Origin of the sequence: Tersicoccus solisilvae (assembly GCF_014643255.1) — a bacterium.
In the GTDB taxonomy this organism is placed as follows: Bacteria; Actinomycetota; Actinomycetes; order Actinomycetales; family Micrococcaceae; genus Tersicoccus; species Tersicoccus solisilvae.
The window spans coordinates 357,825-380,169 of record NZ_BMJI01000001.1; the positions used below are offsets into that span (position 1 = coordinate 357,825).

At 72.8% G+C, this 22,345-nt stretch carries 23 protein-coding genes; 18 read left to right on the top strand and 5 right to left on the bottom strand.

The genetic code is table 11. The annotated features are described in order from the left end of the window. Positions 1-5: 5 nt before the first annotated feature. Genes IEX22_RS01750 through IEX22_RS01760 form a run of 3 tightly spaced genes read left to right on the top strand, consistent with a single transcriptional unit; the run spans position 6 to position 3,176 of the window. On the top strand, positions 6-488 hold the full coding sequence (locus IEX22_RS01750) for a tRNA-dihydrouridine synthase (RefSeq protein WP_188665401.1): 483 nt from the start codon (positions 6-8) through the stop codon (positions 486-488). Positions 489-540: 52 nt separating this feature from the next. Next, entirely contained in the window at positions 541-1,740 is a 1,200-nt protein-coding gene (locus IEX22_RS01755) for a glutathionylspermidine synthase family protein (RefSeq protein WP_188665404.1), read from the top strand. Next, complete coding sequence (locus IEX22_RS01760; protein ID WP_188665407.1) at positions 1,737-3,176, top strand: APC family permease; 1,440 nt, start codon at positions 1,737-1,739, stop codon at positions 3,174-3,176. The genes IEX22_RS01755 and IEX22_RS01760 overlap by 4 nt, the downstream gene beginning before the upstream one ends. Before the next feature lie 21 nt (positions 3,177-3,197). On the opposite strand, the gene IEX22_RS01765 is transcribed toward IEX22_RS01760, so the two are convergent. Further along, positions 3,198-3,848, bottom strand: coding sequence for a hypothetical protein (locus IEX22_RS01765; protein ID WP_188665410.1), 651 nt, complete (start codon positions 3,846-3,848; stop codon positions 3,198-3,200). 1,039 nt (positions 3,849-4,887) lie between these two features. On the opposite strand from IEX22_RS01765, the gene IEX22_RS15705 reads away from it, so the two are divergent. Then, a complete protein-coding gene (locus IEX22_RS15705) occupies positions 4,888-5,364 on the top strand; it encodes a peroxiredoxin (RefSeq protein WP_229659687.1) in 477 nt (158 codons plus the stop codon). A gap of 10 nt (positions 5,365-5,374) precedes the next feature. On the opposite strand, the gene IEX22_RS01775 is transcribed toward IEX22_RS15705, so the two are convergent. The 4 genes from IEX22_RS01775 to IEX22_RS01790 form a co-directional block, all read right to left on the bottom strand. Then, positions 5,375-5,785 carry an MmcQ/YjbR family DNA-binding protein gene (locus tag IEX22_RS01775; protein WP_188665416.1) on the bottom strand — a complete coding sequence of 137 codons (411 nt, stop codon included), beginning with the start codon at positions 5,783-5,785 and terminating at the stop codon, positions 5,375-5,377. A 64-nt stretch (positions 5,786-5,849) separates the two neighbouring features. Further along, on the bottom strand, positions 5,850-7,460 hold the full coding sequence (gene aceB, locus IEX22_RS01780; RefSeq protein ID WP_188666086.1) for a malate synthase A: 1,611 nt from the start codon (positions 7,458-7,460) through the stop codon (positions 5,850-5,852). Positions 7,461-7,572: 112 nt separating this feature from the next. After that, complete coding sequence (locus IEX22_RS01785) at positions 7,573-8,658, bottom strand: DUF2332 domain-containing protein (RefSeq protein ID WP_188665419.1); 1,086 nt, start codon at positions 8,656-8,658, stop codon at positions 7,573-7,575. Between the two features lie 83 nt (positions 8,659-8,741). After that, the gene (locus tag IEX22_RS01790; RefSeq protein ID WP_188665422.1) at positions 8,742-9,506 is read right to left on the bottom strand and encodes an IclR family transcriptional regulator; all 765 of its coding nucleotides are present in this window, start codon (positions 9,504-9,506) and stop codon (positions 8,742-8,744) included. A 199-nt stretch (positions 9,507-9,705) separates the two neighbouring features. On the opposite strand from IEX22_RS01790, the gene IEX22_RS01795 reads away from it, so the two are divergent. From IEX22_RS01795 to IEX22_RS01860, 14 genes are all read left to right on the top strand, one after another. Beyond that, positions 9,706-10,065 carry a hypothetical protein gene (locus tag IEX22_RS01795; RefSeq protein WP_188665425.1) on the top strand — a complete coding sequence of 120 codons (360 nt, stop codon included), beginning with the start codon at positions 9,706-9,708 and terminating at the stop codon, positions 10,063-10,065. A gap of 143 nt (positions 10,066-10,208) precedes the next feature. Then, positions 10,209-11,222: an LLM class flavin-dependent oxidoreductase gene (locus IEX22_RS01800; protein ID WP_188665428.1), complete on the top strand. Its 1,014-nt coding sequence runs from the start codon at positions 10,209-10,211 to the stop codon at positions 11,220-11,222. A gap of 92 nt (positions 11,223-11,314) precedes the next feature. Beyond that, positions 11,315-12,607 (top strand): MFS transporter, encoded by a 1,293-nt coding sequence (locus IEX22_RS01805; RefSeq protein ID WP_188665431.1) that lies wholly within the window; start codon positions 11,315-11,317, stop codon positions 12,605-12,607. A gap of 14 nt (positions 12,608-12,621) precedes the next feature. Beyond that, positions 12,622-13,467 (top strand): HpcH/HpaI aldolase/citrate lyase family protein, encoded by an 846-nt coding sequence (locus IEX22_RS01810; RefSeq protein ID WP_188665434.1) that lies wholly within the window; start codon positions 12,622-12,624, stop codon positions 13,465-13,467. A gap of 119 nt (positions 13,468-13,586) precedes the next feature. After that, positions 13,587-14,621: an ABC transporter substrate-binding protein gene (locus IEX22_RS01815; protein WP_188665437.1), complete on the top strand. Its 1,035-nt coding sequence runs from the start codon at positions 13,587-13,589 to the stop codon at positions 14,619-14,621. A gap of 44 nt (positions 14,622-14,665) precedes the next feature. Continuing rightward, complete coding sequence (locus tag IEX22_RS01820; RefSeq protein ID WP_188665440.1) at positions 14,666-15,727, top strand: FecCD family ABC transporter permease; 1,062 nt, start codon at positions 14,666-14,668, stop codon at positions 15,725-15,727. Beyond that, complete coding sequence (locus tag IEX22_RS01825) at positions 15,724-16,803, top strand: FecCD family ABC transporter permease (RefSeq protein WP_306464416.1); 1,080 nt, start codon at positions 15,724-15,726, stop codon at positions 16,801-16,803. The genes IEX22_RS01820 and IEX22_RS01825 overlap by 4 nt, the downstream gene beginning before the upstream one ends. A gap of 62 nt (positions 16,804-16,865) precedes the next feature. Then, a complete protein-coding gene (locus IEX22_RS16060; protein WP_188665443.1) occupies positions 16,866-18,938 on the top strand; it encodes an SIP domain-containing protein in 2,073 nt (690 codons plus the stop codon). A gap of 86 nt (positions 18,939-19,024) precedes the next feature. Next, positions 19,025-19,681, top strand: coding sequence for a nucleoside/nucleotide kinase family protein (locus tag IEX22_RS01835; RefSeq protein ID WP_229659688.1), 657 nt, complete (start codon positions 19,025-19,027; stop codon positions 19,679-19,681). Between the two features lie 68 nt (positions 19,682-19,749). Beyond that, complete coding sequence (locus tag IEX22_RS01840; protein WP_188665446.1) at positions 19,750-20,550, top strand: SGNH/GDSL hydrolase family protein; 801 nt, start codon at positions 19,750-19,752, stop codon at positions 20,548-20,550. A 518-nt stretch (positions 20,551-21,068) separates the two neighbouring features. After that, positions 21,069-21,305, top strand: a complete 237-nt coding sequence (gene rpmB / locus IEX22_RS01845; protein ID WP_188665449.1) for a 50S ribosomal protein L28 — start codon at positions 21,069-21,071, stop codon at positions 21,303-21,305. Position 21,306: 1 nt separating this feature from the next. Then, positions 21,307-21,474, top strand: a complete 168-nt coding sequence (gene rpmG, locus IEX22_RS01850) for a 50S ribosomal protein L33 (RefSeq protein ID WP_076694457.1) — start codon at positions 21,307-21,309, stop codon at positions 21,472-21,474. A gap of 3 nt (positions 21,475-21,477) precedes the next feature. After that, entirely contained in the window at positions 21,478-21,783 is a 306-nt protein-coding gene (rpsN, locus tag IEX22_RS01855; RefSeq protein WP_188665462.1) for a 30S ribosomal protein S14, read from the top strand. A 273-nt stretch (positions 21,784-22,056) separates the two neighbouring features. Further along, complete coding sequence (locus IEX22_RS01860) at positions 22,057-22,338, top strand: HU family DNA-binding protein (RefSeq protein WP_076694459.1); 282 nt, start codon at positions 22,057-22,059, stop codon at positions 22,336-22,338. The last annotated feature ends 7 nt before the right edge of the window (positions 22,339-22,345 follow it).

The following is a 22,345-nucleotide window of genomic DNA, read 5'->3' on the forward strand; positions in this document are numbered from 1 at the left end:
ACCACATGAGCCAGGACGCCACCGCGCGCCCGGAACCAGCGCGCCAGGACGCCGCCCGCCCGCAACCGGGGCAGCCGGCCCCGCGAGCACGCGGTCGCCGGCACCGGGCCAGCTCCGCCGTCGGCCTCGGTGTGACCGCCGTGCTGGCCAGCGCCCTGATGACCGGGTGCTCGCCGGATGGGGACGTCATCGACGCCGACTACGCGCAGGTCTGCCAGGACCGGACGACGCAGCAGCGCGCCGAGGACGAGAAGTGCTCGGACTCCGGCCGCTCCGGGGGGCACTACGGGTGGTACTTCTTCCCGATGGGTTCCCGCGGGTCGACCGACACCCGCTCCCTTCCGGGCGTCGGGCAGAAGCTCTCCGGTGGCACCACCACGGTGCCCGCCGGGGCGTCCACGAAGTCCGGGGTCCCGGCCAAGGGCTCGTCCAGTGTCAGCCGAGGCGGCTTCGGCGGGGGCGGCAAGGGCGTCCACGTCGGCGGCTGACCCGGCCCCCGCACCCCGAGAAAACCCGTCCCCGCCACCCGAAGGAGCGCGCATGGAGCGCATCCGCAGCACCCCGCGCCCGGACTGGCGGGAGAAGACCGAGGCCCAGGGCCTGATCTACTCGACCACCGTCATGGACGACGGCACCGCCCTCGAGTACTGGCACGAGGACGCCTACTACCTGTTCACGATGCCCGAGGTCGAGACGCTCGAGGCCGTCACCGAGGACCTGCACCGGATGAGCCTGGAGGCCGCCCGCTTCCTGGCCACCGGCGCGATGGGCGACCTCGGCATCGGTCCCGCCGCGATGGAGCTGGCCCGCTACTCACTCCAGTCGCAGGATCCCGCCCTGTACGGCCGGTTCGACCTCGCGTACGACGGCACCGGCCCGGCGAAGCTGCTCGAGTACAACGCGGACACGCCCACCGGGCTGGTGGAGGCGGCCATCTGCCAGTGGTACTGGCTGCAGGACGTCGTACCGGCCAACGACCAGTGGAACGGCATCCACGAGTCCCTGGTCGCGGCGTGGGGCAGGCGCCGCGCCGAGACCGGCCTGTCCCGTCTGCACGTCGCCCACGTGGGGGAGGAGGACACCGGCGAGGACTGGATGAACGCCGCGTATCTGCTCGACACGGCCCAGCAGGCCGGCTGGGAGACTCAGGGCATCAACCTCGCCGACATCGGCTGGGACCGGGACACCCATCGGTTCGTCGACCTGGACGAGCGGCCGATCGAGGCGATCTTCAAGCTCTACCCGTGGGAGCTGGCCATGGCCGACCCGTTCGGCATGCACGTCCAGGACCACCCGCACGCGGCCGTGTGGTTCGAACCGCCCTGGAAGATGTTCCTCTCCACCAAGGCCCTGCTGGCGGCCCTCTGGCACCTCTACCCCGGGCACGAGAACCTGCTGCCCGCCTACCTGGGACAGGCCGGTCCGCTGACCGAGTGGGTGGCCAAGCCGCTGCACGGCCGGGAGGGGGAGAACATCGTCATCCACGCGGAGGGCATCGATCTGGTCCAGCCCGGTCACTACGGCGCCGAGGGCTGGTGCTACCAGGCGTTCCACCCGCTGCCGGACTTCGGCGGCAACCGGGCGGTGCTCGGGGCCTGGGTGGTCGACGGCGAGTCCGTCGGCGTCGGCGTCCGGGAGTCCGACGGGCTCGTGACCGACTACTTCGCCCGGTTCCTGCCCAACGTCATCGACGCCCCCGCTCCGGCGCCGACCCCCACGGCCGGGCAGGCGATCCGGTGAGCGCCGCGCCCACCACCACGGGCAGCGGCGCCGTCACCGGGCCCAAGGGTCTGGCCCGGGGGAAGCTGGGTCTGGCCGGGTCCACCGCCCTCGGCATCGCCTCGACGTCGCCGGTGTACTCGCTGGCCGCCACGCTGGGGCTGGTGATCGCCGCGTGCGGGCCCCGGACCCCGGTGGTGATGGTGCTGGCGTTCGTCCCGATGCTGTTCATCGCGGTCGCCTACCGGGAGCTGAACGCCGTCGACCCCGACTGCGGCACCACGTTCACCTGGGTCTCCCGCGCGTTCGGGCGTCGCACCGGCTGGATGGGCGGCTGGGCGATGGCGCTGGCCGGCATCATCGTGCTCGCCAACCTCGCGCTGGTGGCGGGGCAGTACCTGTGGCTGCTGATCGCTCCCGACGCCGCGGAGAACACCTGGCTGGTCACCGGTACAGGGGTCGTCTTCATCGCCGTGATGACCTGGGTGAACCGCCGTGGCATCGATGTCGGTCAGCGACTGCAGTGGGCGATGACGATCCTGCAGTACGCGGGCCTGGCGATCTTCGCCGTCGTCGCGGTCGGGGCCCTGGCCACCGGCGCGGTGCCGGGGGCGGTCACGCCCCGTGCGGACTGGTTCAACCCGCTCGCCGCCGACCCCCGCGGCCTCGGGTACGGTGTCCTGCTCAGCCTGTTCATCTACTGGGGCTGGGACACGTGCCTGGCGCTGAACGAGGAGACCCGCGACCCGAGGACCATCCCGGGCCGGGCCGCCGTGCTGTCCTCGGTGATCCTGCTGATCACCTACGTGCTGCTGGCCGTGCTGGTCACCGCCCTCACCGGCGCCGGTTCCGACGGCGACGTCGCCGACGTGCTCCACGACGTCAGCGTGCAGGTGATGGGGCCCTGGGCGCCGGTCATGCTGGTCGCGGTGCTCGTCTCCGTGGTCGCCTCCACCCAGACGACCATCCTGCCGACGGCGCGCGGGACGTTGTCGATGGCGGTGCAGGGTGCGCTGCCGGACGCGTTCGCTCGCGTGCACCCCCGTTTCCTCACGCCCACGTTCTCCACCACGGTCGTCGGTGGCGCCGCGATCGCCTGGTTCGTGGTGATGACGGCGGTGAGCACGGACCTGCTGGCCGATTCGATCGCCGCGATCAGCCTGTTCATCGCCGTCTACTACGCCCTGACGGGACTGGCGTGCGCCTGGCTGTTCCGGCGGGACGCGGTCGGGGTGCGCCAGGTGCTCGCCCGGATCGTGCTGCCGCTGGCCGGCGCCGTCGCGATGATCGTCGCCCTGATCGCCACGGCGGTGGGGCTGGCGGATCCGGCGTCCGGCTTCACCAGCGTGTTCGGCGTCGGCGGTGGCCTGGTGATCGGGGTGGTCGCGCTGCTCGCCGGGCTGCCGCTGATGGCCGCCTGGTATGCGCACCGGCGGGCCGGTCAGCGCGCGGACTGAGTCGCGGGACGCGGCACCGCCTCAGCGGTGCGGGCGGGTGATCCAGTCGGACCGGTAGCCGACCGGGCCGCCACCCCGGCGGGTTGCACCGGGCGTCGCGCCGCCGTGCTGGTCCGGGCCGGGCTCGTCGTCCCGGCCCTCGGAGAGCACCGCCACCGTCACCGCGATCGCCGCGGCGATGAACAGGGCGAGCGCGGACATCAGGCAGGCCAGCACGAGGGAGGTGCCGGCGTTCTCGGCCGGCGTGTCCTCCACCAGGGGGACGACGACGGTGCTCGCGACCAGCAGGAGCAGGCCGACGACGGCGAGGACGACGGCGACCCTGCCCGCCGTCGTCCCCAGGACCGTCCGCACGCGCGACGGCTCGCTGACCCCGGCGTGTCGCGGCAGCCGGCCGGTGTTGACCAGGACGTACCCCGACACGCCCGCGGCCACGAGCAGGCCCGCGAGCACGAGCAGGACGATCCGGGCGGGGCCGGTCGCGGTCAGCCCGCCGGTCCCGAGGAGCAGCCCAAGCACGAGCGCGGAGAACGAGAGGCCGCGCGCCATCCGCCGGTACGCGACCAGCTCCCGGCCCACCAGCTCGCGCCGGACGTGGGGCAGGGGCGCGTCGATGCGCTGCCCCCAGCGCGGGGGCTCCTGCCCGGCCGGGGGTGCGTGCTCGTCTCTCACGGCATCGAGCCTATGCCCGGCACGCGGGCGCGGCACCCGGCCACCGCCGATCCCGTGGACCGGTCCCGAGGCAGCCCGTGGAGACAGCTGCGGAGTGCCTGTCTCGTCGTATCCGGCCAGGACGTTGGTGGCGGCGGCCCGGCCGCTGCACTGGAGCCCGAACAGCCGGGTCAGTGTTTGGGACGGGGTGCGGCTCGTCGCGGCCGCTGCACTGGAGCCCGAACAGGCGGGTCAGTGTTTGGGGCTGAGCACTGGAGCCCGAACGTCGGGCTTTCTGTTCGGGGCGGGGTGCGGCTGGTCGCGGCCGCTGCACTGGAGCCCGAACAGCCGGGTCATCGTTTGGGTCTGAGCACTGGAGCCCGAACAACGGGGCTTTCTGTTCGGGGCGGGGTGCGGCTGGTCGCGGCCGCTGCACCAGAGCCCGAACAGCGGGCTTTCTGTTCGGGGCGGGGTGCGGCTGGTTGCGGCCGCTGCACTGGAGCCCGAACAGCCGGGTCAGTGTTCGGGACTGAGCGCGAGATGGACGCCGCCTTGTCCTCATGTGCCGGCGGCGCCGACGAGACCACGACATCCAGCCGCCGGGACGATCGCCACGGCCAACTCGACGCGCTCACGGGTCCTTCTCGTCGGCCGGGTCCGGCTTCTTCCTGTCGGGAGCCGGGGACGGCTTGTCCACCCACTTCCCCGGCCGGTCCACCCCGAACCTGGCCACCCCTGATTCCTTCGTGACGCGGCTCCACCTGCACGATCCCCCGGTCCGCTGTGGTGCTTAATGAGATTCACCCCTCGAAGACCGCCGTCTCCCGGCTGCCCTGAACCTGACACGGCCAGGACGAGCGCGATCCGGCGACCTGAACAAGCCTCGGCGAGACCGACGCCCGACGGGAGGATCGCGATAGCAGTGCCGCCAGGCGAGACAAGGTGGCCGGGTTGCCGACGGCCCTGCGACGATGGGGGATCGTCCGCGACGACGCGACGACGATGCCGCACCCCGGCAACCCGCGCGGTGGATCCGTGCGTCCGTGACCGAAGGAGCCCCATGACCGTGCAGCTCGCGCCCGGTGACCCCGCCCCCAGCTTCTCCCTGCCCGATGCGACCGGCGGGACGGTGTCCCTCGGCGACCTGGCCGGGGGACGGGTGATCCTCTACTTCTACCCGGCCGCCTTCACCCCCGGCTGCACCGCGGAGGCCTGCGACTTCCGGGACAACCTCGCCTCGCTCACCGGCGCGGGGTACACGGTGCTCGGGGTGTCGAAGGATCCGGTCGAGACGCTGGCGGACTTCACCCGCGAGTACGGCCTGACCTTCGCCCTGCTCTCCGACGAGGACGGCACCGTCGCGCAGCGGTACGGGGCGTGGGGTGAACGGAGGCGATCCGACGGCACGACGAGCACCGGCCCGCTGCGGTCGACCTTCGTGATCAGCGAGGACGGCGCCGTCGTGCTGGCCGACACGAACGTCACCGCCGACGGCCACGTCGCCCAGCTGCGCCGGGACCTGGGCCTCGATCCCTGAGTCCCAGGGTTCAGCGGCGGCCGCGGGTGAGGATCGGCGGCGCGGTCACGCGCCACGACGCGTCGATCAGCTCGGCGATCTCGATCCAGTCGACGCCGTCGGGCCCGTCCCGGTGGGTCAGATCGACGCCGACCCACCCCGACGCGGACAGGTAGGCCGGCGCGTACGTCTGCGGCTGGGCCAGCAGGTACGCCTGTTCGGACGGGTCCGGGTGAACGAGGACGGACTGCTGGAAGCGGGTGATGACGCCGGTATCCCGGTCCGCCGTCGTCGACCCCCCGTACAGCGCGAACAGTTTGACGGTGCGGAACACCGGTCGCCCGTGCGAGATCAGCTCGCTCGCCCCCGGCAGGGCCAGGGCCAGCCGGCGGACGTGCACGAGGTACCCGTCGTCCTCGTCGAACATCCGCGGGTGGGCCATGCGAGCATTCTCGACCCGCGCTGTCCCGCCGACAAGGCCGCGGCGGCACGCCCGCCGGGGCGCCTCAGCGGCCGGCCGCCACCACCCGCCGGTAGGCGGGCACCGTGAGGAAGTCGGCGTACTCCTCGGAGAGCACGAGGTCCGCGACGATGGCCGCGGCCGGCTCGTAGAACCGGGTGAACTGCTCCTCGCCCACCTCGCCGCGCAGCTTCTCCTTCTGTGCGTCCAGGGCCGCCGTCACCAGCTCGCGGGTCGCCGTGTTGCCGGTGTCGGTGTAGACGACGCCGTTGGCGATCTGCTGCCACACCTGCGACCGGGAGATCTCGGCGGTGGCCGCGTCCTCCATCAGGTGGTGGATGGCGACGGCGCCGTTGCCCGAGAGCCACCCGGCCGTGTAGGCGATGGCCACGTACAGGTTCGCGTTCAGCTCGGCCTCGGTGCGCTCGGCGCCGGCGGACGGCACGTCGAGCAGCTGCTCGGGCGTCACCTGCACCTCCTCACGCAGCCGGTCCACCTGGTTCGGCTTCGCGCCGAGGACGCCGTCGAACACCTCCTGGCACACCGGAACCAGGTCCGGGTGGGCCACCCAGGACCCGTCGAACCCGTCGTTGGCCTCGCGGGTCTTGTCGCTGCGGACCTTCTCGAACGCGGCCCGGTTGACCTCCTCGTCCTTGCGGGACGGGATGAACGCGGCCATGCCACCCATCGCGTGGGCGCCGCGGCGGTGGCAGGTCTTCACCAGCAGCTCGGTGTAGGCGCGCATCAGGGGCGCCGTCATGGTGATCTTCGACCGGTCGGCCAGGACGAACCGGTCCCCGGCGTCGCGGAAGTACTTGATGATGCTGAACAGGTAGTCCCAGCGCCCGGCGTTCAGGCCGGCGGCGTAGTCGCGCAGCTCGTAGAGGAACTCCTCCATCTGGAACGCGGCGGGGATGGTCTCGATCAGCATGGTGGCGCGGATGGTGCCGTGCTCGATGCCGAGCTCCTCCTCCGCGGCGGCGAAGACCTCGGCCCACAGCCGCGCCTCGAGGTAGCTCTCCATCTTGGGCAGGTAGTAGTAGGGGCCCTCGCCGTTGGCGATCAACTGCTGCGCCACGTGGAAGACGTGCAGGCCGAAGTCGACCAGGGCGCCGACGGCGGGGCGACCGTCGATCGTGACGTGCTCCTCGTCGAGGTGCCAACCGCGGGGACGCATCACGACGGTGGCCAGCGGCGCGTCCGTGCGCAGGGCGTAGGTCTTCCCCTCGGGGGAGGTGAACGCCAGGGTGCCGCGGGCGGCGTCGCGCAGGTTGAGCACGGAGTCGACGACGTTGTGCCAGGTGGGGGAGCTCGCGTCCTCCATGTCGGCGAGCCACACCTTCGCCCCGGAGTTCAGCGCATTGATCGCCATCTTGGCGGGGCTCGCGGGGCCGGTCATCTCGACGCGGCGGTCGGCCAGGGCCGGCGGCACGGGGGCGACCGTCCAGTCGCCCTCCCGCACGTCGCGGGTGGTCGGGTCGAAGTCGAGGCCACCGGCGGCGGCCACGGCCTGCTGCTGCTCGACGCGCTTGCCGAGCAGCTCGTCACGGCGGGCGGCGAAGCGGGTGTGCAGCGACGCGACGAAGGCGAGGGCCTCGTCGGTGAGGATCTCGTCGGCGCGGTCGACGGGGGTCCGGTCGGTGATCTCGATGCTCATGGGGTCCTCCGTCTCGGGCAGCACGTCCGTGGACAGTTCCACGATACGGACATTACATTCTGTTGAGCGAAAGGACAAGGCCGTGCCACGTGCGTGCAGGGCGGGATCGCGCTCAGGCGGTGGCGGACCAGCGCGTCGGGATGCCGTGGGCCGGGGCGACGCCGAGCGCGTGCACGACGCCGTCGTCGTCGGCGCCCCGCCACAGCCGGGCGGTGACCGGGAAGCCCCGGCGCCAGCGGTCGCCCGGTTCCATCGACAGGTGCAGGAACGGGGCCGCCGCCGTCGCGCGGGCGCCGATCCGCTCGATCGCCTGCGCGCTCGCGGCCGCCTCCGCCGGCCCGATGTACTGCCACATGACGGAGTGCCAGAACACCGTCAGGGTGCCCGGCGTCGGCTCGATGGCCTGGATGAACGGCAGCGCGCTGATCCGCTCGAGGCGGGCCGGCACGCGGTGGGCGACCTCGATGGCGCCGCGCAGGCGCTCCATTCGGGCCGTCTGATCGGGCCATACGAACGACATCAGCCGCAGCGCGCCCTCGTCGGTGGCGGCGTCGATCGGGTTGACGTCGCCGCCGACTCGTTCGACCAGATCCACGCGGTCCGGGGCGCCCGCGGGCACCGCCGTCCAGGCGCCGGCCAGGTGGACGGGGGAGTGCTCGGGTCCCCAGCTCGCCCCGTGGGCGTCCGTGTACCGGTAGTGGTCGGCCCGCAGGTTCAGGCCGCCGGAGGTCCCGAGCTCGAAGAGCCGGACGGGCGTGCGGTCCGCCAGGGGACCCTGCCCGAGCACGGTCAGCAGCCCGCCGAGCAGGGACGAGGACCGGCCCACCTCGTTGGTCTGGGGCGCCCAGTCCAGGCCCCGGCGCAGGGTTTCCCGCTCGTCCACCAGCAGGCGGCGCAGGGCGGCCCAGGCGCCGACGACGTCGCCGTCGCCACCACAGCTGGGCAGGTGTGCCGCCAGCGCGGGGGCATGGCCGGACAGCGCCAGCCGATGGGCGCCGCCGAGCAGGCGCAGCGACAGCGCGTCGGACTCGGGCCGGTGCTCGTGACCGGCGATCACGGCGGCCGTCGGCCCGTCGGCGAGCAGGTCCTCGGCGAGGCGCGGCAGCAGGGCGGCGTAGAGGGGCGAACCGAGTCTCCCGCACGCCGCCGCCTGGTGCTGGAAGTGCGAGGCGACGGCGGTGAGGTCCACGGTGATCATCCCTCGATTGTCCGCCGCCACGGCCAGGGCGGACCGCCCCGGCGTAACACCGCGTCGTTCGCCGCCGGACGGCGATCCGGTCCTCAGTGGGGGCTCAGCTCCGCGGAGATGCGGCGGGCCGCGGCCTGCAGGGCCGGCACGGCGCGGTCGCCGAAGTCCTCGCCCACGCGCGTGGTGGGGCCGGAGACGGACACGGCCATCGGGGTGGGGGCGTCGGGGACGGCGACGGCGAAGCAGCGCACCCCCAGCTCCTGCTCGTTGTCGTCCACGGCATAGCCCCGCCGGCGGATCTCGGTCAGGTCCTCGAGCAGGGACTCGGTGCTGGTGTGGCTGTGCTCGGTGTGCGCGGGCAGGCCCGCACTGCCGACGATCCGCAGCACCTCCGCGTCGCTCAGCTGGGCGAGGATCGCCTTGCCGACCCCCGTGTCGTGGGTGTGAGCGCGCCGGCCCACCTCGGTGAACATCCGCATCGGGTGCGGGGACGGCTTCTGTGCCACGTACACGATCATGTCGCCGTCGAGCACCGCCATGTTCGCGGTCTCGCCCAGGTCGTCCACCAGGGTCGCGAGCTCGGCGCGGGCCGCGGAGCCGAGCTGCCGGCCGGCCATCTCGCCGAGTTGGATCAGCCGGGCGCCGAGCGCGTACCGCCGGGAGGGCAACTGCCGCACGTACCCCAGGGCCACCATGGTGCGCAGCAGGCGGTGGATGGTCGGCATCGGCAGGCCCGAGACCCCGGCCAGGTCGCTCAGCGAGATCTCCCCGCCGGCGCCGGAGACGGCCTCCAGCAGGGCGAACACCCGTTCCACGGACTGCACGCCGCCGCCTCGCGCCGTTCCGGCCTCCACCATGCCGACTCCTCCCGATGCGCCGCCACCGCCCGGCCGCCTTCACTTCCACGATACAGAACTCGATGCCGTCGTGATGGAAAGCGTTGACCGTCCCGGGCATCGGACCACGAGTTGACCTGGAACGCTTGTCGTCTCAACCATCAGCCCGCTACCCTGTACTCGTCAGTACCGCATCCCAAGTTTCCGTGGGGGGAACACTGTGAATGCCTCGTACTCCGTCGTGCTCGACCGTGGTCTCAATGCACCGGATGCCCTGGAACGCCTCGTGCTGCCCGCCGATTCGCTCGCGAACGCCCGGCAGCTGCTCGGCAACATCATCTCCGGCCTCAGCCCGCTCTTCGTCACGCGTGGCCGCCGCACCGACATCGTCGGGGTGAAGGAGGATCACTTCATCCTCGTCACCAAGGGCCGCTTCGGCACCATCAAGGACATGACGCGCGCGCAGATCGTGGTCTCCCTCGGCCCGGCGATCGACCGGGCCGAGAAGACGAACGTGGTGCCGGCCGCAGTGGTGCCCTCCGTGGTGACCGCGGGCGAACCGGACCTGCTCGTCTCCTGACGCCTCACCCCGCCCACCGCGGGATTCCGCACGCCCCGGCGGAGCGGAATACCTCGCTGCGTGCGCGGTTGTACCCGGATGAGACGGCGCGCCCGGCCCCCGGGCGGCGCGCCCCGACGGGACGAACAGGGAAGGGGTGAACCGTGGTCGCGCTCTCCATCCTCGACCTGGTGCCACGCAGTGAGGGGCAGGACGCGACGGCGGCCCTGCGGGCCAGTGCCGATCTGGCGGTGGTGGCCGACGCCACCGGTTACCGGCGGCTCTGGTACGCCGAGCACCACAACACGGGCGTCTTCCTCAGCTCCGCGACGGCACTGCTGATCGGGCGAGCCGCGCAGCTGACGGAGCGGATCCGCGTGGGCTCGGGCGGCGTGATGCTGCCCAACCACCCGCCGCTGACCGTCGCCGAGCAGTTCGGCACCCTCGCCGCGATGTACGGCGACCGGATCGACCTGGGCCTGGGTCGGGCGCCCGGTACCGACCCCCGCACTGCGGCCCTGCTGCGGCGCGGCGACTCCTCGGAGCCGGCGTTCGCCGCCGAGATCGCCCAGCTGCAGGCGTGGTTCGGCGATCAGCGTCAGCTGCCGGTCAAGGCCGGCCCCGCACTGAACCGGCACGTCCCGCTGTGGGTGCTCGGCTCCTCCACGGCCGGCGCCATGGTGGCCGGCCAGCTCGGCCTGCCGTACGCGGCCGCCTCGCACTTCGCCCCGCAGAGCCTGATGGACGCGCTCGCGGTCTATCGGCAGTACTTCGACCCGCACGCCCCGACCGCGCAGATCGACCGGCCGTACGCGATGGCCGGCGTCAACGTCGTCGTCGCCGACACGGACGACGAGGCGGAGCGCCAGTTCACCACTCACCTGCAGATGGCCCGCGGCATCGTCCGCAACGACCGGCGCGCCCTGCTGCCGCCGGACCCGGCCGCCGTGGACAGCTGGGACCCGTACGAGCTGGCCATGGTCCGCTCCCGGCTCACCGCGAGCGCCGTCGGCAGTCCCGCGACCGTCCGCGAGCAGCTCGACCGGTTCGTGGCCACCACCGGGGTGGACGAGCTGATGACGGTCACCTACACCCACGACCCGGCCGTCCGGCTGCGGTCGGTCCAGTTGCTGGCCGAGGCGGTGCGCCCGACGGCCGACGCCCTGCCCCGGGGCTGAGCCGGATCGGCCGCGCCGCCGGCCTGACCGTCGCACCCGCCCGCCACTAGGCTGGGCGATGTCCCGCACGCCGGGGCGGGGAGGGGAGCACCGTGTCCAGCAGCACGCCATCCGTCGGCGGCGCGTCCGGCGGCCACGCCGTCGTCGACGGCACCGGGCCGGCGGCCCTGGCCGAACCCGTCGAGGGCGTCCGGCCGCGCTGGGTGGTCTCGGTCACCCTCGCGACCCTCGGGGTCAACGCCGTCCTGTTCGCGTGCATCAAGATCTACCTCGCCCTCCAGGCCGAGCGGTTCGACGCCGCCGAGAAGGAGGCGGTGCTCGCCCTCGTCACCGGCGTCGGTGCCGCCGTCTCGCTCGTGGCCAACCCGGTGTTCGGTGCGCTCTCGGACCGCACCGTGTCCCGCTTCGGGCGGCGCGTGCCGTGGGTCGTGATCGGCGCCGCCGTCGCGGTCGCGGGCCTGCTCGTCCTGGCGATCAGTCCGGGGATCGGGGTGATGGTGGTCGGCTGGTCCCTCGTGCAGGCCGGGTGCAACGCCATGACCGCCGCCCTGACCGCCGCGGTGCCGGATCGGGTGCCCCGCCGCCAGCGCGGACGCGTCGGGGGCTGGATCGCGCTGGGCACCACCACGGGGATCCTGCTCGGCATGATCATCGCCAACGTCGCCCGCGAGCTGCTGCCCGGCTATCTGCTGTGCGCCGCCGTCCTCGTGGCCCTCGCCGTGCCGTACCTGCGCGCGTCCCGGGACGTGCCGCTGCGCCGGGACGAGCGGCCATCCCTGGGGGCCCGTGAGGCGTTGACCGGCTTCTGGATCTCGCCCCGCCGGTACCCGGACTTCGGTTGGGCGTGGATCACCCGGTTCCTCGTCTTCCTCGGCAACTCGATGTTCACGCTCTACCTGCTCTATTTCCTGCAGGACGCCGTGCACCATCCCGACCCGACCTTCGGGGTGCTCGTCCTCACCGGCTGCTATGCGGCCGCCGTGCTCGTCACCGCCGTGATCGCCGGGCCGGCGTCGGACCGGATGGGCCGACGCAAGCCGTTCGTCATCGGGGCCTCGCTCGTCATCGCCGCCGCTTCCCTGATCGCCGCGTTCTCCCCGACGTTCCCGGGCGCCCTGGTGGCCGCCATCGTGCTCGGCATCGGGTTCGGCGCCTACCTGGCCGTCGACTTCGCGCTGCTGACCGAGGTGCTTCCCGCCGCCGCGAACCGCGGCAAGGACATGGGGGTGATCAACATCGCCGCCTCGCTGCCCCAGGTGCTCGCCCCGGTGATCGCCTGGCCGCTGGTCACCTCCGGCGGCGGTTTCGTCGCCCTGTTCTGCTGCGCGGCACTGGCCGGCCTGCTCGGCGGCGTATTCGTGGCGCCCATCCGTTCCGTGCGCTGACCTAGGCTGGAACCATGCCCCCTCTGCGCAATCAGCGTGCCGCTGCCCTGCCCGCCACCCTGTCCCGCTCCTGGCTGCTGGCGTCCGCCGGCGACGCGGCGGACTTCCCGGCGGCGCTGGCCTCCGAGGCCGACTCCGTGGTGTTCGACATCGAGGACGCCGTGCCCGCCGACGGCAAGGCGGCCGCGCGGGAACGGGTCGTCGCCGCGCTGAACGACGGCATGACCGGCTGGGTGCGGATCAACGACATCAACACCGAGTTCTGGCAGGACGATCTCGAGGCCCTGGCCAACGCGCCCGGGCTGCGCGGCGTCATGCTGGCCAAGACCGAGAAGCCCGAGCACGTCACCCTGACCGCCATGCGCCTGCGGCCGGGCACCCCGGTGCTCGCCCTGGTCGAGTCGGCGCTCGGCGTCGAGAACGCCACCGACATCGCGAAGGCGCCCGGCACGTTCCGGCTCGCGTTCGGCATCGGCGACTTCCGGCGCGACACCGGCGCCAGCGACGACCCGATGGCGCTGGCCTACGCGCGCGGCCGGCTGGTCATCGCCTCTCGTGTCGGGCAGCTGCCGGGCCCGATCGACGGCCCCAGCGTCGGCACTGCGGGCGACGACCTGATGGCGGCCTGCGGGGTCTCGGCCTCGATGGGCATGACCGGCAAGCTCACCCTGAAGATCGAGCAGACCGAGACGATCAACGCCGGCCTCAGCCCGAGCGCGAGCGAGATCGTCTGGGCGCACGAGCTGTTGGAGGCGCACGAGCACGGCGCCGTCGGCGGCGACGGCAGCTACCTGCCGCGCCTGGCCCGCGCCCAGAAGATCCGCAATCTCGGGGAGTCCTACGGCCTGTGGAACGAGTGACGCCGCGCGGCTCGGTCCGCATTACATAAGTAAACCGTTTCCTAATGGGCGAAGCATGGGGTTAGGGTGACCTTACCCGTTCATCGCGGCCCTCGGGCCGCCCTGCCCCGAGGACTCCCATGACTCGCGTGCTCCGACTGCTGGCCGTGCTGGTCGCCGGTCTGCTGCTGCTCAGCGCCTGCTCCACCGGCCCCGCCTCCACCGCCGGCGGCTCCGCCACCGCCTCCTCCTCGACCGGGGGCGCCGAGGACGGGGCATTCCCGGTCACCATCGAGCACGCGTTCGGGAAGACGACGATCGAGAAGGAGCCCACCCGCGTCGCGACCGTCGGATGGAGCGACCAGGACATGGCGCTGAGCCTCGGCGTCGTGCCGGTCGGCTCCACGAAGATCACCTACGGCGGCAACGACAAGGGCTCGACCGACTGGTTCGACGCGAAGCTGGCGGAGCTCGGCGGCACCCAGCCCGCCCGCTGGGACGAGAACGACGGCGTTCCCTTCGACGCGATCGCCAAGGTCAGCCCCGACCTCATCCTCGCGACCAACTCGGGCCTGACGCAGGCCGACTACGACAAGCTGTCGAAGATCGCCCCCGTCGTCGCGTTCCCGGAGAAGGCGTGGACCACGCCGTGGCAGACCTCCCTCGACCTGGTCGGCCGGGCCCTCGGGCGCCCGGCGGCGGCGAAGAAGGCCGAGGAGGACACGCTGGCGGCCATCCGCACCGCCGTGGACGAGCACCCGGCGATCAAGGGCAAGAGCTTCATCTTCGCCTCCGCCATGTCGACCGACACGTCGAAGCTGTCCGTCTACACGTCCGTCGACAACCGCGTGCGCGTCATCTCCCAGCTCGGCCTCACCGTGGCCCCGATCGTCGAGCAGCTGAACACGGCCAAGGGCGCCTTCTACTACGACGTGTCCGCCGAGCGGGCGCCGAAGCTCGCGTCGGACATCGCGATGATCTACTCGGACACCGCGGACGTGGCGACCACCGACAAGCTGCTCAGCCAGATGCCGGCGATCAAACGCGGCGCCTCGGTCGTGGTGACCGACGAGCCCGAGGCCGGCACGCTCAGCACCCCGTCGCCGCTGTCCATCCCCACGCTGCTGAAGACCTACCTGCCCCAGCTCGACGCGGCCGCCCAGAAGGCCGGCTGAGCCGTCCGCCACGGGACCTTCGCGACGAGGAACGACCGACGACCATGACGACGACCGAGAGCCTGCGCTCCCGCCGGGTGCCCGCTGTTCGCGGCACCCGGCGGGCGGTCCTGTCCGTGCGCGTGCTCGTGCTGGGAACGGGGTCGGCGGTCGCGCTGGTCGTGCTCTGCTTCGCGTCCCTGGCGATCGGCTCGCAGCCGTTCGACCCGGGCACCGTCGTCGCCGCGCTCACGGCCCCGGACCCGAACGACGCCGCGGACGCCATCATCGGCGCCCGCGTGCCGCGCACCGTCGCGGGCGTGCTCGTCGGGGCGGCACTCGGCCTCTCCGGCGGCGTGCTGCAGGGCGTCACCCGCAACCCCCTCGGTGACGCGGGACTGCTCGGCATCAACGCCGGCGCGGCGGTCGCCGTCGTGCTGGCCATCTTCACCGCCGGTGTCGGCTCCCTGACCGGGTACGTGTGGTTCGCCCTGGCCGGCGCCGCGGTCGCGACGCTCGTCATCTTCGCCCTGGCCGGGCTGGGCCCGGGCCGGGCCACCCCCCTGAAGCTGGCCATCACCGGCGCCACCGTCAACGCCGGACTGGCCTCCGTCATCTCGGGCGTGCTGGTGTCCAGCTCCGAGAGCTTCGACGCGTACCGCCAGTGGCAGGTGGGGCTGATCGCCGGCCGCGACTGGGAGCAGGTGCTCGTGGTGGCCCCGTTCCTCGCCGTCGGCGCGGTGCTGGCCCTGGCGAGCGGGCCGGCGCTGAACGGGCTCGCGCTCGGTGACGACGTCGCCCGGGGCCTGGGGCAGCGGATCGGACTGACCCGCACCCTGGTCTGCGTCAGCGTCGTGCTGCTGGCCGGGGGCGCCACCGCCCTGGCCGGCCCGGTGGCGTTCGTCGGCCTCGTGATCCCGCATGCCGTGCGGGCGCTGACGGAACCCGACTACCGCACCGTCCTGCCCCTGTGCGCCCTGCTCGCCCCCGTGCTGCTGCTCGGCGCCGACATCGTCGGCCGGGTGATCGCCCCGCCGGGCGAGATCGCGGTGGGCGTCATGACGGCCGTGATCGGTGCCCCGGTCTTCATCGCGCTGGTCCGCCGGCGGAAGCTGGGGGCGCTGTGACGACCACCCCGCCCGTCGCCCCGGCCGCGCGACCGGCCGCCGACCTGGATGCCGTCCAGCGCCGGCTCGGCCGGATTCGCCGGGTGGCCCGCCGCCGCTGGGCCCTCGTCACCGGTGCCCTGACCTTGCTCGTCCTCGCCCTCCTCGCCTGCCGGGTGCTGCTCGGCGACTACACCGTCACCGTCCCGGACTTCCTCCGGCTGCTGGCCGGCGAGAACATCCCGGGCGCCCGCTTCATCGTGATGGAGTCGAAGCTGCCGCGCGCCCTGCTGGGGCTGCTCACCGGGCTGTCCTTCGGCGCGGCCGGCGCCGTCTTCCAGACGATGCTCCGCAACCCGCTGGCCAGCCCGGACATCATCGGGGTGAGCCTCGGCTCCAGCGCCGGGGCCGTGATCGCCATCGTGCTGATCGGGGCGGGCGGGGCGACGGTGCCGCTCGCGGCACTGACCGGCGCCCTCGTCGTGGCGGCGGTCATCTTCCTGCTCTCCCGGCACCAGTCCGCCGCCGGGATCCGGATGGTGCTGGTCGGCATCGGCATCGCGGCGCTGCTGCAGGCCGTCGTCGTCCACCTGCTCTCCCGCACCGACATCTACCGGGCCAACGACGCCCTCCAGTGGATCGTCGGCAGCCTCAACGGGGCGACCTGGGAACGGCTGACGTGGCTCGCCGTCGGCCTCGTGCTCGTGGCCCCCTTCCTCGCCGCGTTCGGGCGCCGCCTGCGCATCCTGCCGCTTGGCGACGACCTCGCCGCGGGGCTCGGCCTGAACGTGGAGCGCACCCGGCTGGCCCTGCTGGTGGTCGGCGTCGCCCTCACCGCGTTCCCGACGGCCGCCGCCGGGCCGATCTCGTTCATCGCCCTGCTCGCCGGCCCGATCGCCCGGCGCCTGAACGGGGGACGCGCGACGATCGTCATCGCCGCCCTCGTCGGCGCCGCGATCGTGCTGGCCGCCGACTACGCCGCCGCCTACCTCGTCCCGGGCACCGTGCTCCCGGTCGGCGTGCTGACCGGCGGGCTCGGGGCTCCGTTCATGCTGTGGCTGCTGCTCAGCCGCCGCGCCGGCGCGAGTGAGGGTTGATGATGAGCACCCCGACCCGTTCCACCTCGACCCGTTCGACCCGACCGCTCCGGGAGGATCCCATGGCCGCCCCCTCCGACCCGCGGGCCGCGTCCGCGCCCGGCCCCGCCGCCCGGTCCCCCGAACGGCCGAGCCTGCGCGCCGACGCGGTGACGCTCGGCTACGACGGCCGCACCGTCGTCGACGGGCTGACCGTGGCCCTGCCGCCGGGGAAGATCACGGTGATAGTCGGCGCCAACGCCTGCGGCAAGTCGACGCTCCTGCGGGGCCTGTCCCGCCTGCTGACGCCGCGCTCCGGCGCCGTGCTGCTCGACGGCAAGGACGTCCACCGCTATCCCGCCAAGGAGCTCGCCCGACGGGTGGGTCTGCTGCCCCAGGCTCCCACCGCACCGGAGGCGGTGACCGCCGTCGACCTCGTCACCCGTGGCCGCTACCCCCACCAGGGCTTCTTCCAGCAGACCACGCAGGAGGACCGGGACGCCGTCGCCGAGGCGATGGTCGCGACCGGCACCCTCGACCTCGCGGCGCGGCCCGTCGACGAGCTCTCCGGCGGTCAACGGCAGCGCGTGTGGATCGCCATGGCGCTGGCCCAGCAGACGGGCGTGCTGCTGCTCGACGAGCCCACCACCTACCTCGACGTCACCCACCAGATCGAGGTGCTCGACCTGATCACGGACCTGAACCGGACCCGCGGCACGACCATCGCCCTCGTCCTGCACGACGTCAACCTGGCCAGCCGGTACGCCGACCACCTGATCGCGATGAAGGGCGGTGCGGTCGTCGCCGAGGGCGCACCGGGCGCCATCCTCACCGCCGACCGGGTCCGCGAGGTGTTCGGTCTGGACGCCCGGGTGCTCACCGACCCGGTCAGCGGCACACCGATGATCGTGCCCATCGGCCGGCACCACCGGGCGACGACGACGCCGGGCGACCCACCCCGGCCGGACGCGCCCCGGACGGATGCGCCCTGGGCGATGCGCCGGCTGACCGACACCGGCCCCACCGACACCGACCCCACCGACACCCCGGCCGACCACGCCGGACCCGTGCGACCCCCCCGAGGAGGCGCGCCCATGACCACCGCGACCACGTCCATCGCGCCGATCGTCGCGATCGACGCCGAGGTGATCGCCGTCCACCGCCTCAGCCCCCACTACCGCCGGATCGTGTTCGGCGGCCCCGGGCTGGAGCAGTTCGGCCCCGATCGCGACCCCCTGGACCTGCGGATCAAGCTGCTCATCCCCACCCCGGGCCGCCCCGCGCCGATGCTCGAGGTGACCGACGACGGCTGGTACCAGCGCTGGCTCGCCGCCGACCCGGACGCCCGCGGCCAGATGCGCACCTACACCGTGCGGTCCGTGGACGACGAGACCGACGCCGTCGGAGACGTGCGGCGCACCGTCACGGTCGATTTCGTGCTGCACGGCGTCCCCCGCGAGGACGGGCACCCCGGCGACGCCGCCGGCCCGGCGGCGCAGTGGGCCGCGGCCGCCCGCCCCGGGGACCACCTGTGCCTGCTCGGCCCGAACCGGGCGATCGGGGGACGGTCCGGCATCGAGTTCGACCCCGGTCCCGCCCGGCGGCTCCTGCTCGTCGCCGACGAGACGGCCGTGCCGGCGGTGGCGTCCATCCTCGCCAGCGGCCCCGCCCAGACCGGTGACGTGTATCTGGAGGTGCCCACCGCCGACGACATCCTCGATCTGCCGCCGGTGCCCGGGATCAGCGTGACGTGGCTGGCCCGGGACGGTGCCGCCCACGGGGACCTGCTGATCGGCGCGGTGCGCAGCGCCCTGGGCCTGACGTGCGCCCACCGGGACTGCGGTGCCGACTGCGTCCTGCTCGGCTACGCGGCCGAGCGGATGACGGTGCTGCCCGCCCCGGTGCTCGCCGAGACCGGCCTGGACGCGCCGGAGACCCTGCTCTGGGAGACCCCCCAGTACTCCTCCGGGGGCGAGCTCCTCGACGAGGCCCGACCCGCGGAGCCGGGGATGCCGGACGACCAGCTCTACGCGTGGATCGCCGGCGAGTCCGGCATGGTCAAGCACCTGCGCCGGTGCCTGGTGAGCGAACGGGGCATGTCCCGGCACCGCGTGGCGTTCATGGGCTACTGGCGGCAGGGGGCCGCCCAGGTCTGAGGCACCCGGTCGAGGCGCGGCCCGACGAGCACCCGTCGGCGGTGCGCCGGCTCGGCCCGACGGGGCGCTGCCGTAGGGTGAGCCGCGTGCCCGTCCCGCTCGCCCTCGACGCTGCGCTGCGGCGCTTCGACGCCCGCGCCGCCGGCGCCGTCTCGACCGGCCGCCGGCTGCTGCTGGGCCTGACCGGAGCGCCCGGAGCCGGCAAGTCCACGCTCGCCGCCCGGTTGGTCGCCCGCGCCCGCGCCACGCACGGGGCGGGGGCCGCGGTCGTCGTGCCCATGGACGGCTTCCACCTGGCCAACGCGATCCTCGTCGAGCGCGATGTGCGGGACCGCAAGGGCGCCCCCGAGACCTTCGACGACGCCGGGTTCGCCGCGCTGCTCGCCAGGCTGCACCGTTCCTCGCCGGGGACGACCGTGTACGCGCCCCGCTTCGACCGTGACCTCGACGAGTCCGTCGGGTCGGCGATCCCGGTTCCGGCCGCGTGCGCCGTCGTCGTGGTCGAGGGCAACTATCTCCTGGCCGACGACGGCGCCTGGCCGCTCGCGCGCGCCCACCTGGACGAGGTGTGGCACCTGCGGCTGCCCGACGACGTCCGGCGGCACCGGCTGATCGACCGGCACGTGGCCCACGGCCTGGCGCCCGACGCCGCCCGCGACTGGGCCCTCGGGCCCGACGAGGCCAACGCCGCCCGGATCGAGGCGGACGCCGACCGGGCGGACGTCGTCGTCACCGTGGACTGAGCCGGACCGCCGAGACCGGGCCGGCCGCCAGGTGATCGCGGCGGGGCCCCGCGTGGCAGACTGGGCCGGTGGTTGAACGTGCGACCGAACACACCCGCTTCGTGGCCCTGGGCGACTCCTTCACCGAGGGCGTCGGCGACCCCGACCCGTCCCTGCCCAACGGGGTGCGCGGTTGGGCCGACCGGGTCGCCGAACAGCTGGCCTTGGCCGACCCGCGCACCGAGTACGCCAACCTCGCCATCCGCGGCCGCAAGCTGCGCGAGGTGCTCGACGAGCAGATCGCGCCCGCCGTCGCGATGGCGCCGACCCTGGTCACCCTGTACGCGGGCGGCAACGACATGCTGCGGCCTCGCGTCGACATCGACGCCCTGATGGCCGGGTACGACGACGCCGTCGCCCGGCTGCGGGCCACCGGGGCCGCCGTGCTGCTGTTCACGGGGTTCGACACCGTCGCGTCCCGGTTCTTCTCCGTGAACCGGGGGCGCACGGCCATCTACAACGAACTGGTGCGCGAGATCGCCGACCGGCACGGGGCCACGCTGGTGGACTACTGGCGGTTCGACGAGTACGACGACCCCCGGATGTGGGACGTCGACCGGTTGCACATGTCCACCCGGGGGCACATCACCATGGCGGGCCGGGTGCTGGACACGCTGCGGCACGAGCACACGCTGGTCCAGGATCCGCTGCCGGCGCTCGTGCCGGTCCGCCGGCTCGACGCCGTCCGCGCCAACATGCGCTGGACCCGCCGGCACGTGGGGCCCTGGGTGCTGCGCCGGATCCGGCGCACCTCATCGGGCCGCTATCTGGCCCCGAGGCGGCCCGTGCCGACGCCGGTCGCGGTGACACCGATCGCGGGCCGAGCCTGATCGTCCGGGCCAGGACGTGGAAAGCCCCGACCGGGCACCATCGGGGGAAACGATGCCCGGCCGGGGCCGAACGGGGTCCATCGACCGGGCGGATCTGTGGCGGTAACTGGCCCTCACGAGTGCGTGGTTCCCGACCGCGGCGGATGGAGAAAGTGGGACCGACCGTCCCACTATCGAGGGAGATACTACCGATCATCGGGCCGCTCACCAACCGGCGCGCCGCCCGCGGACGGCGTGCGACGATTTGCACAGACCCCACCACGGCCATAGACTTGATCGCTGTCGTAGGTGGAACCCACTGCTCGACACCAGATCTTCACCGTCTTCCCCGCGGCGAGGTGCCCGGATCGGCGTGTTCACGCCGAAGTACCGGACCGCCACGACGCCGCAGTCGTCACGGTGTCCATGGTGACGGGACGCATTCAACCGCGCTTGATCCGCCGACTCCGTGCACGCTCCGCGTGCCGGTCGACGTGAATCACACCACTGCGTACCGTCCGAGCTATTTGGAGGAGAACATGGCAGCGCACTGCCAGGTGACCGGAGCCCAGCCGGGTTTCGGGCACAGCATTTCGCACTCGCACCGGCGTACCAAGCGCCGGTTCGACCCGAACGTCCAGAAGAAGCGTTACTGGGTCCCGTCCCTGCGCCGGACCGTGGTGCTGAACGTGAGCGCCCGCGGCATGAAGGTCATCGACGTCAAGGGCATCGACGCCGTCGTGGCGGGCATCCTGGCACGCGGGGAGAAGATCTGAGATGGCCAAAGACAAGGACGTCCGTCCGATCATCAAGCTGAAGTCCACCGCGGGCACGGGGTTCACGTACGTGACCCGCAAGAACCGGCGCAACGACCCGGACCGGATCACGCTGAAGAAGTACGACCCGGTCGTGCGCAAGCACGTCGAATTCCGAGAGGAGCGCTGACCCATGGCCAAGAAGTCCAAGATCGCCCGCAACGAGCAGCGCAAGCTCGTCGTCGACCGCTTCGCGCAGAAGCGGCTCGAGCTGAAGAAGACCCTGGTGGACGAGAACGCGTCCGACGAGGCTCGCGAGGAGGCCCGCCTGGGCCTGCAGAAGCTGCCCCGCAACGCGTCGCCCGTCCGTCTGCGCAACCGCGACCAGATCGACGGTCGCCCGCGCGGCACCCTTCAGAAGTTCGGCATCTCCCGGGTGCGGTTCCGGGAGATGGCGCACCGCGGTGAGCTCCCCGGCGTCTCCAAGTCCTCCTGGTGAGAACCGGCAGCTGCCTGCCGCGGCGGTGACGTGTCCGTCACCCCCCGCTCCGCACGAAGGCCCGTCAGCATCAACGCTGACGGGCCTTCGTCGTCCCCGGACCCGTTCCGGGGCCCGGACGGAGGAAGAATGCCGGAAGATCAGGGCAGATCGGGGCTCCAAACCCCCGGATCGCCGTGTTCCGGCTGGTAGGTTGGCCGATGAGTGGCGGCCGGACCGGCCGTTGCGAGCAAGCGAACGAGAACCAGATCGAGTAGTAGGAGGGCCAGACGTATGGCTAAGAATCGCAGTGAACTGGTGGCCGAGGTCGCCGAGAAGGCCGGCACCACGCAGACCGCGGTGAACGGCGTGCTCGATGCCCTGTTCGACGTGTTCTCCTCGTCGGTGAAGAGCGGCGAGAAGATCACCATCCCGGGCTGGCTGGCCGTCGAGCGCACCGAGCGCGCCGCCCGCACCGGTCGCAACCCGCAGACGGGTGAGACCATCCAGATCGCCGCGGGCCACAGCGTCAAGCTGACCGCGGGCAGCAAGCTGAAGGCCGCTGCCTCCAAGTGATCTCCCT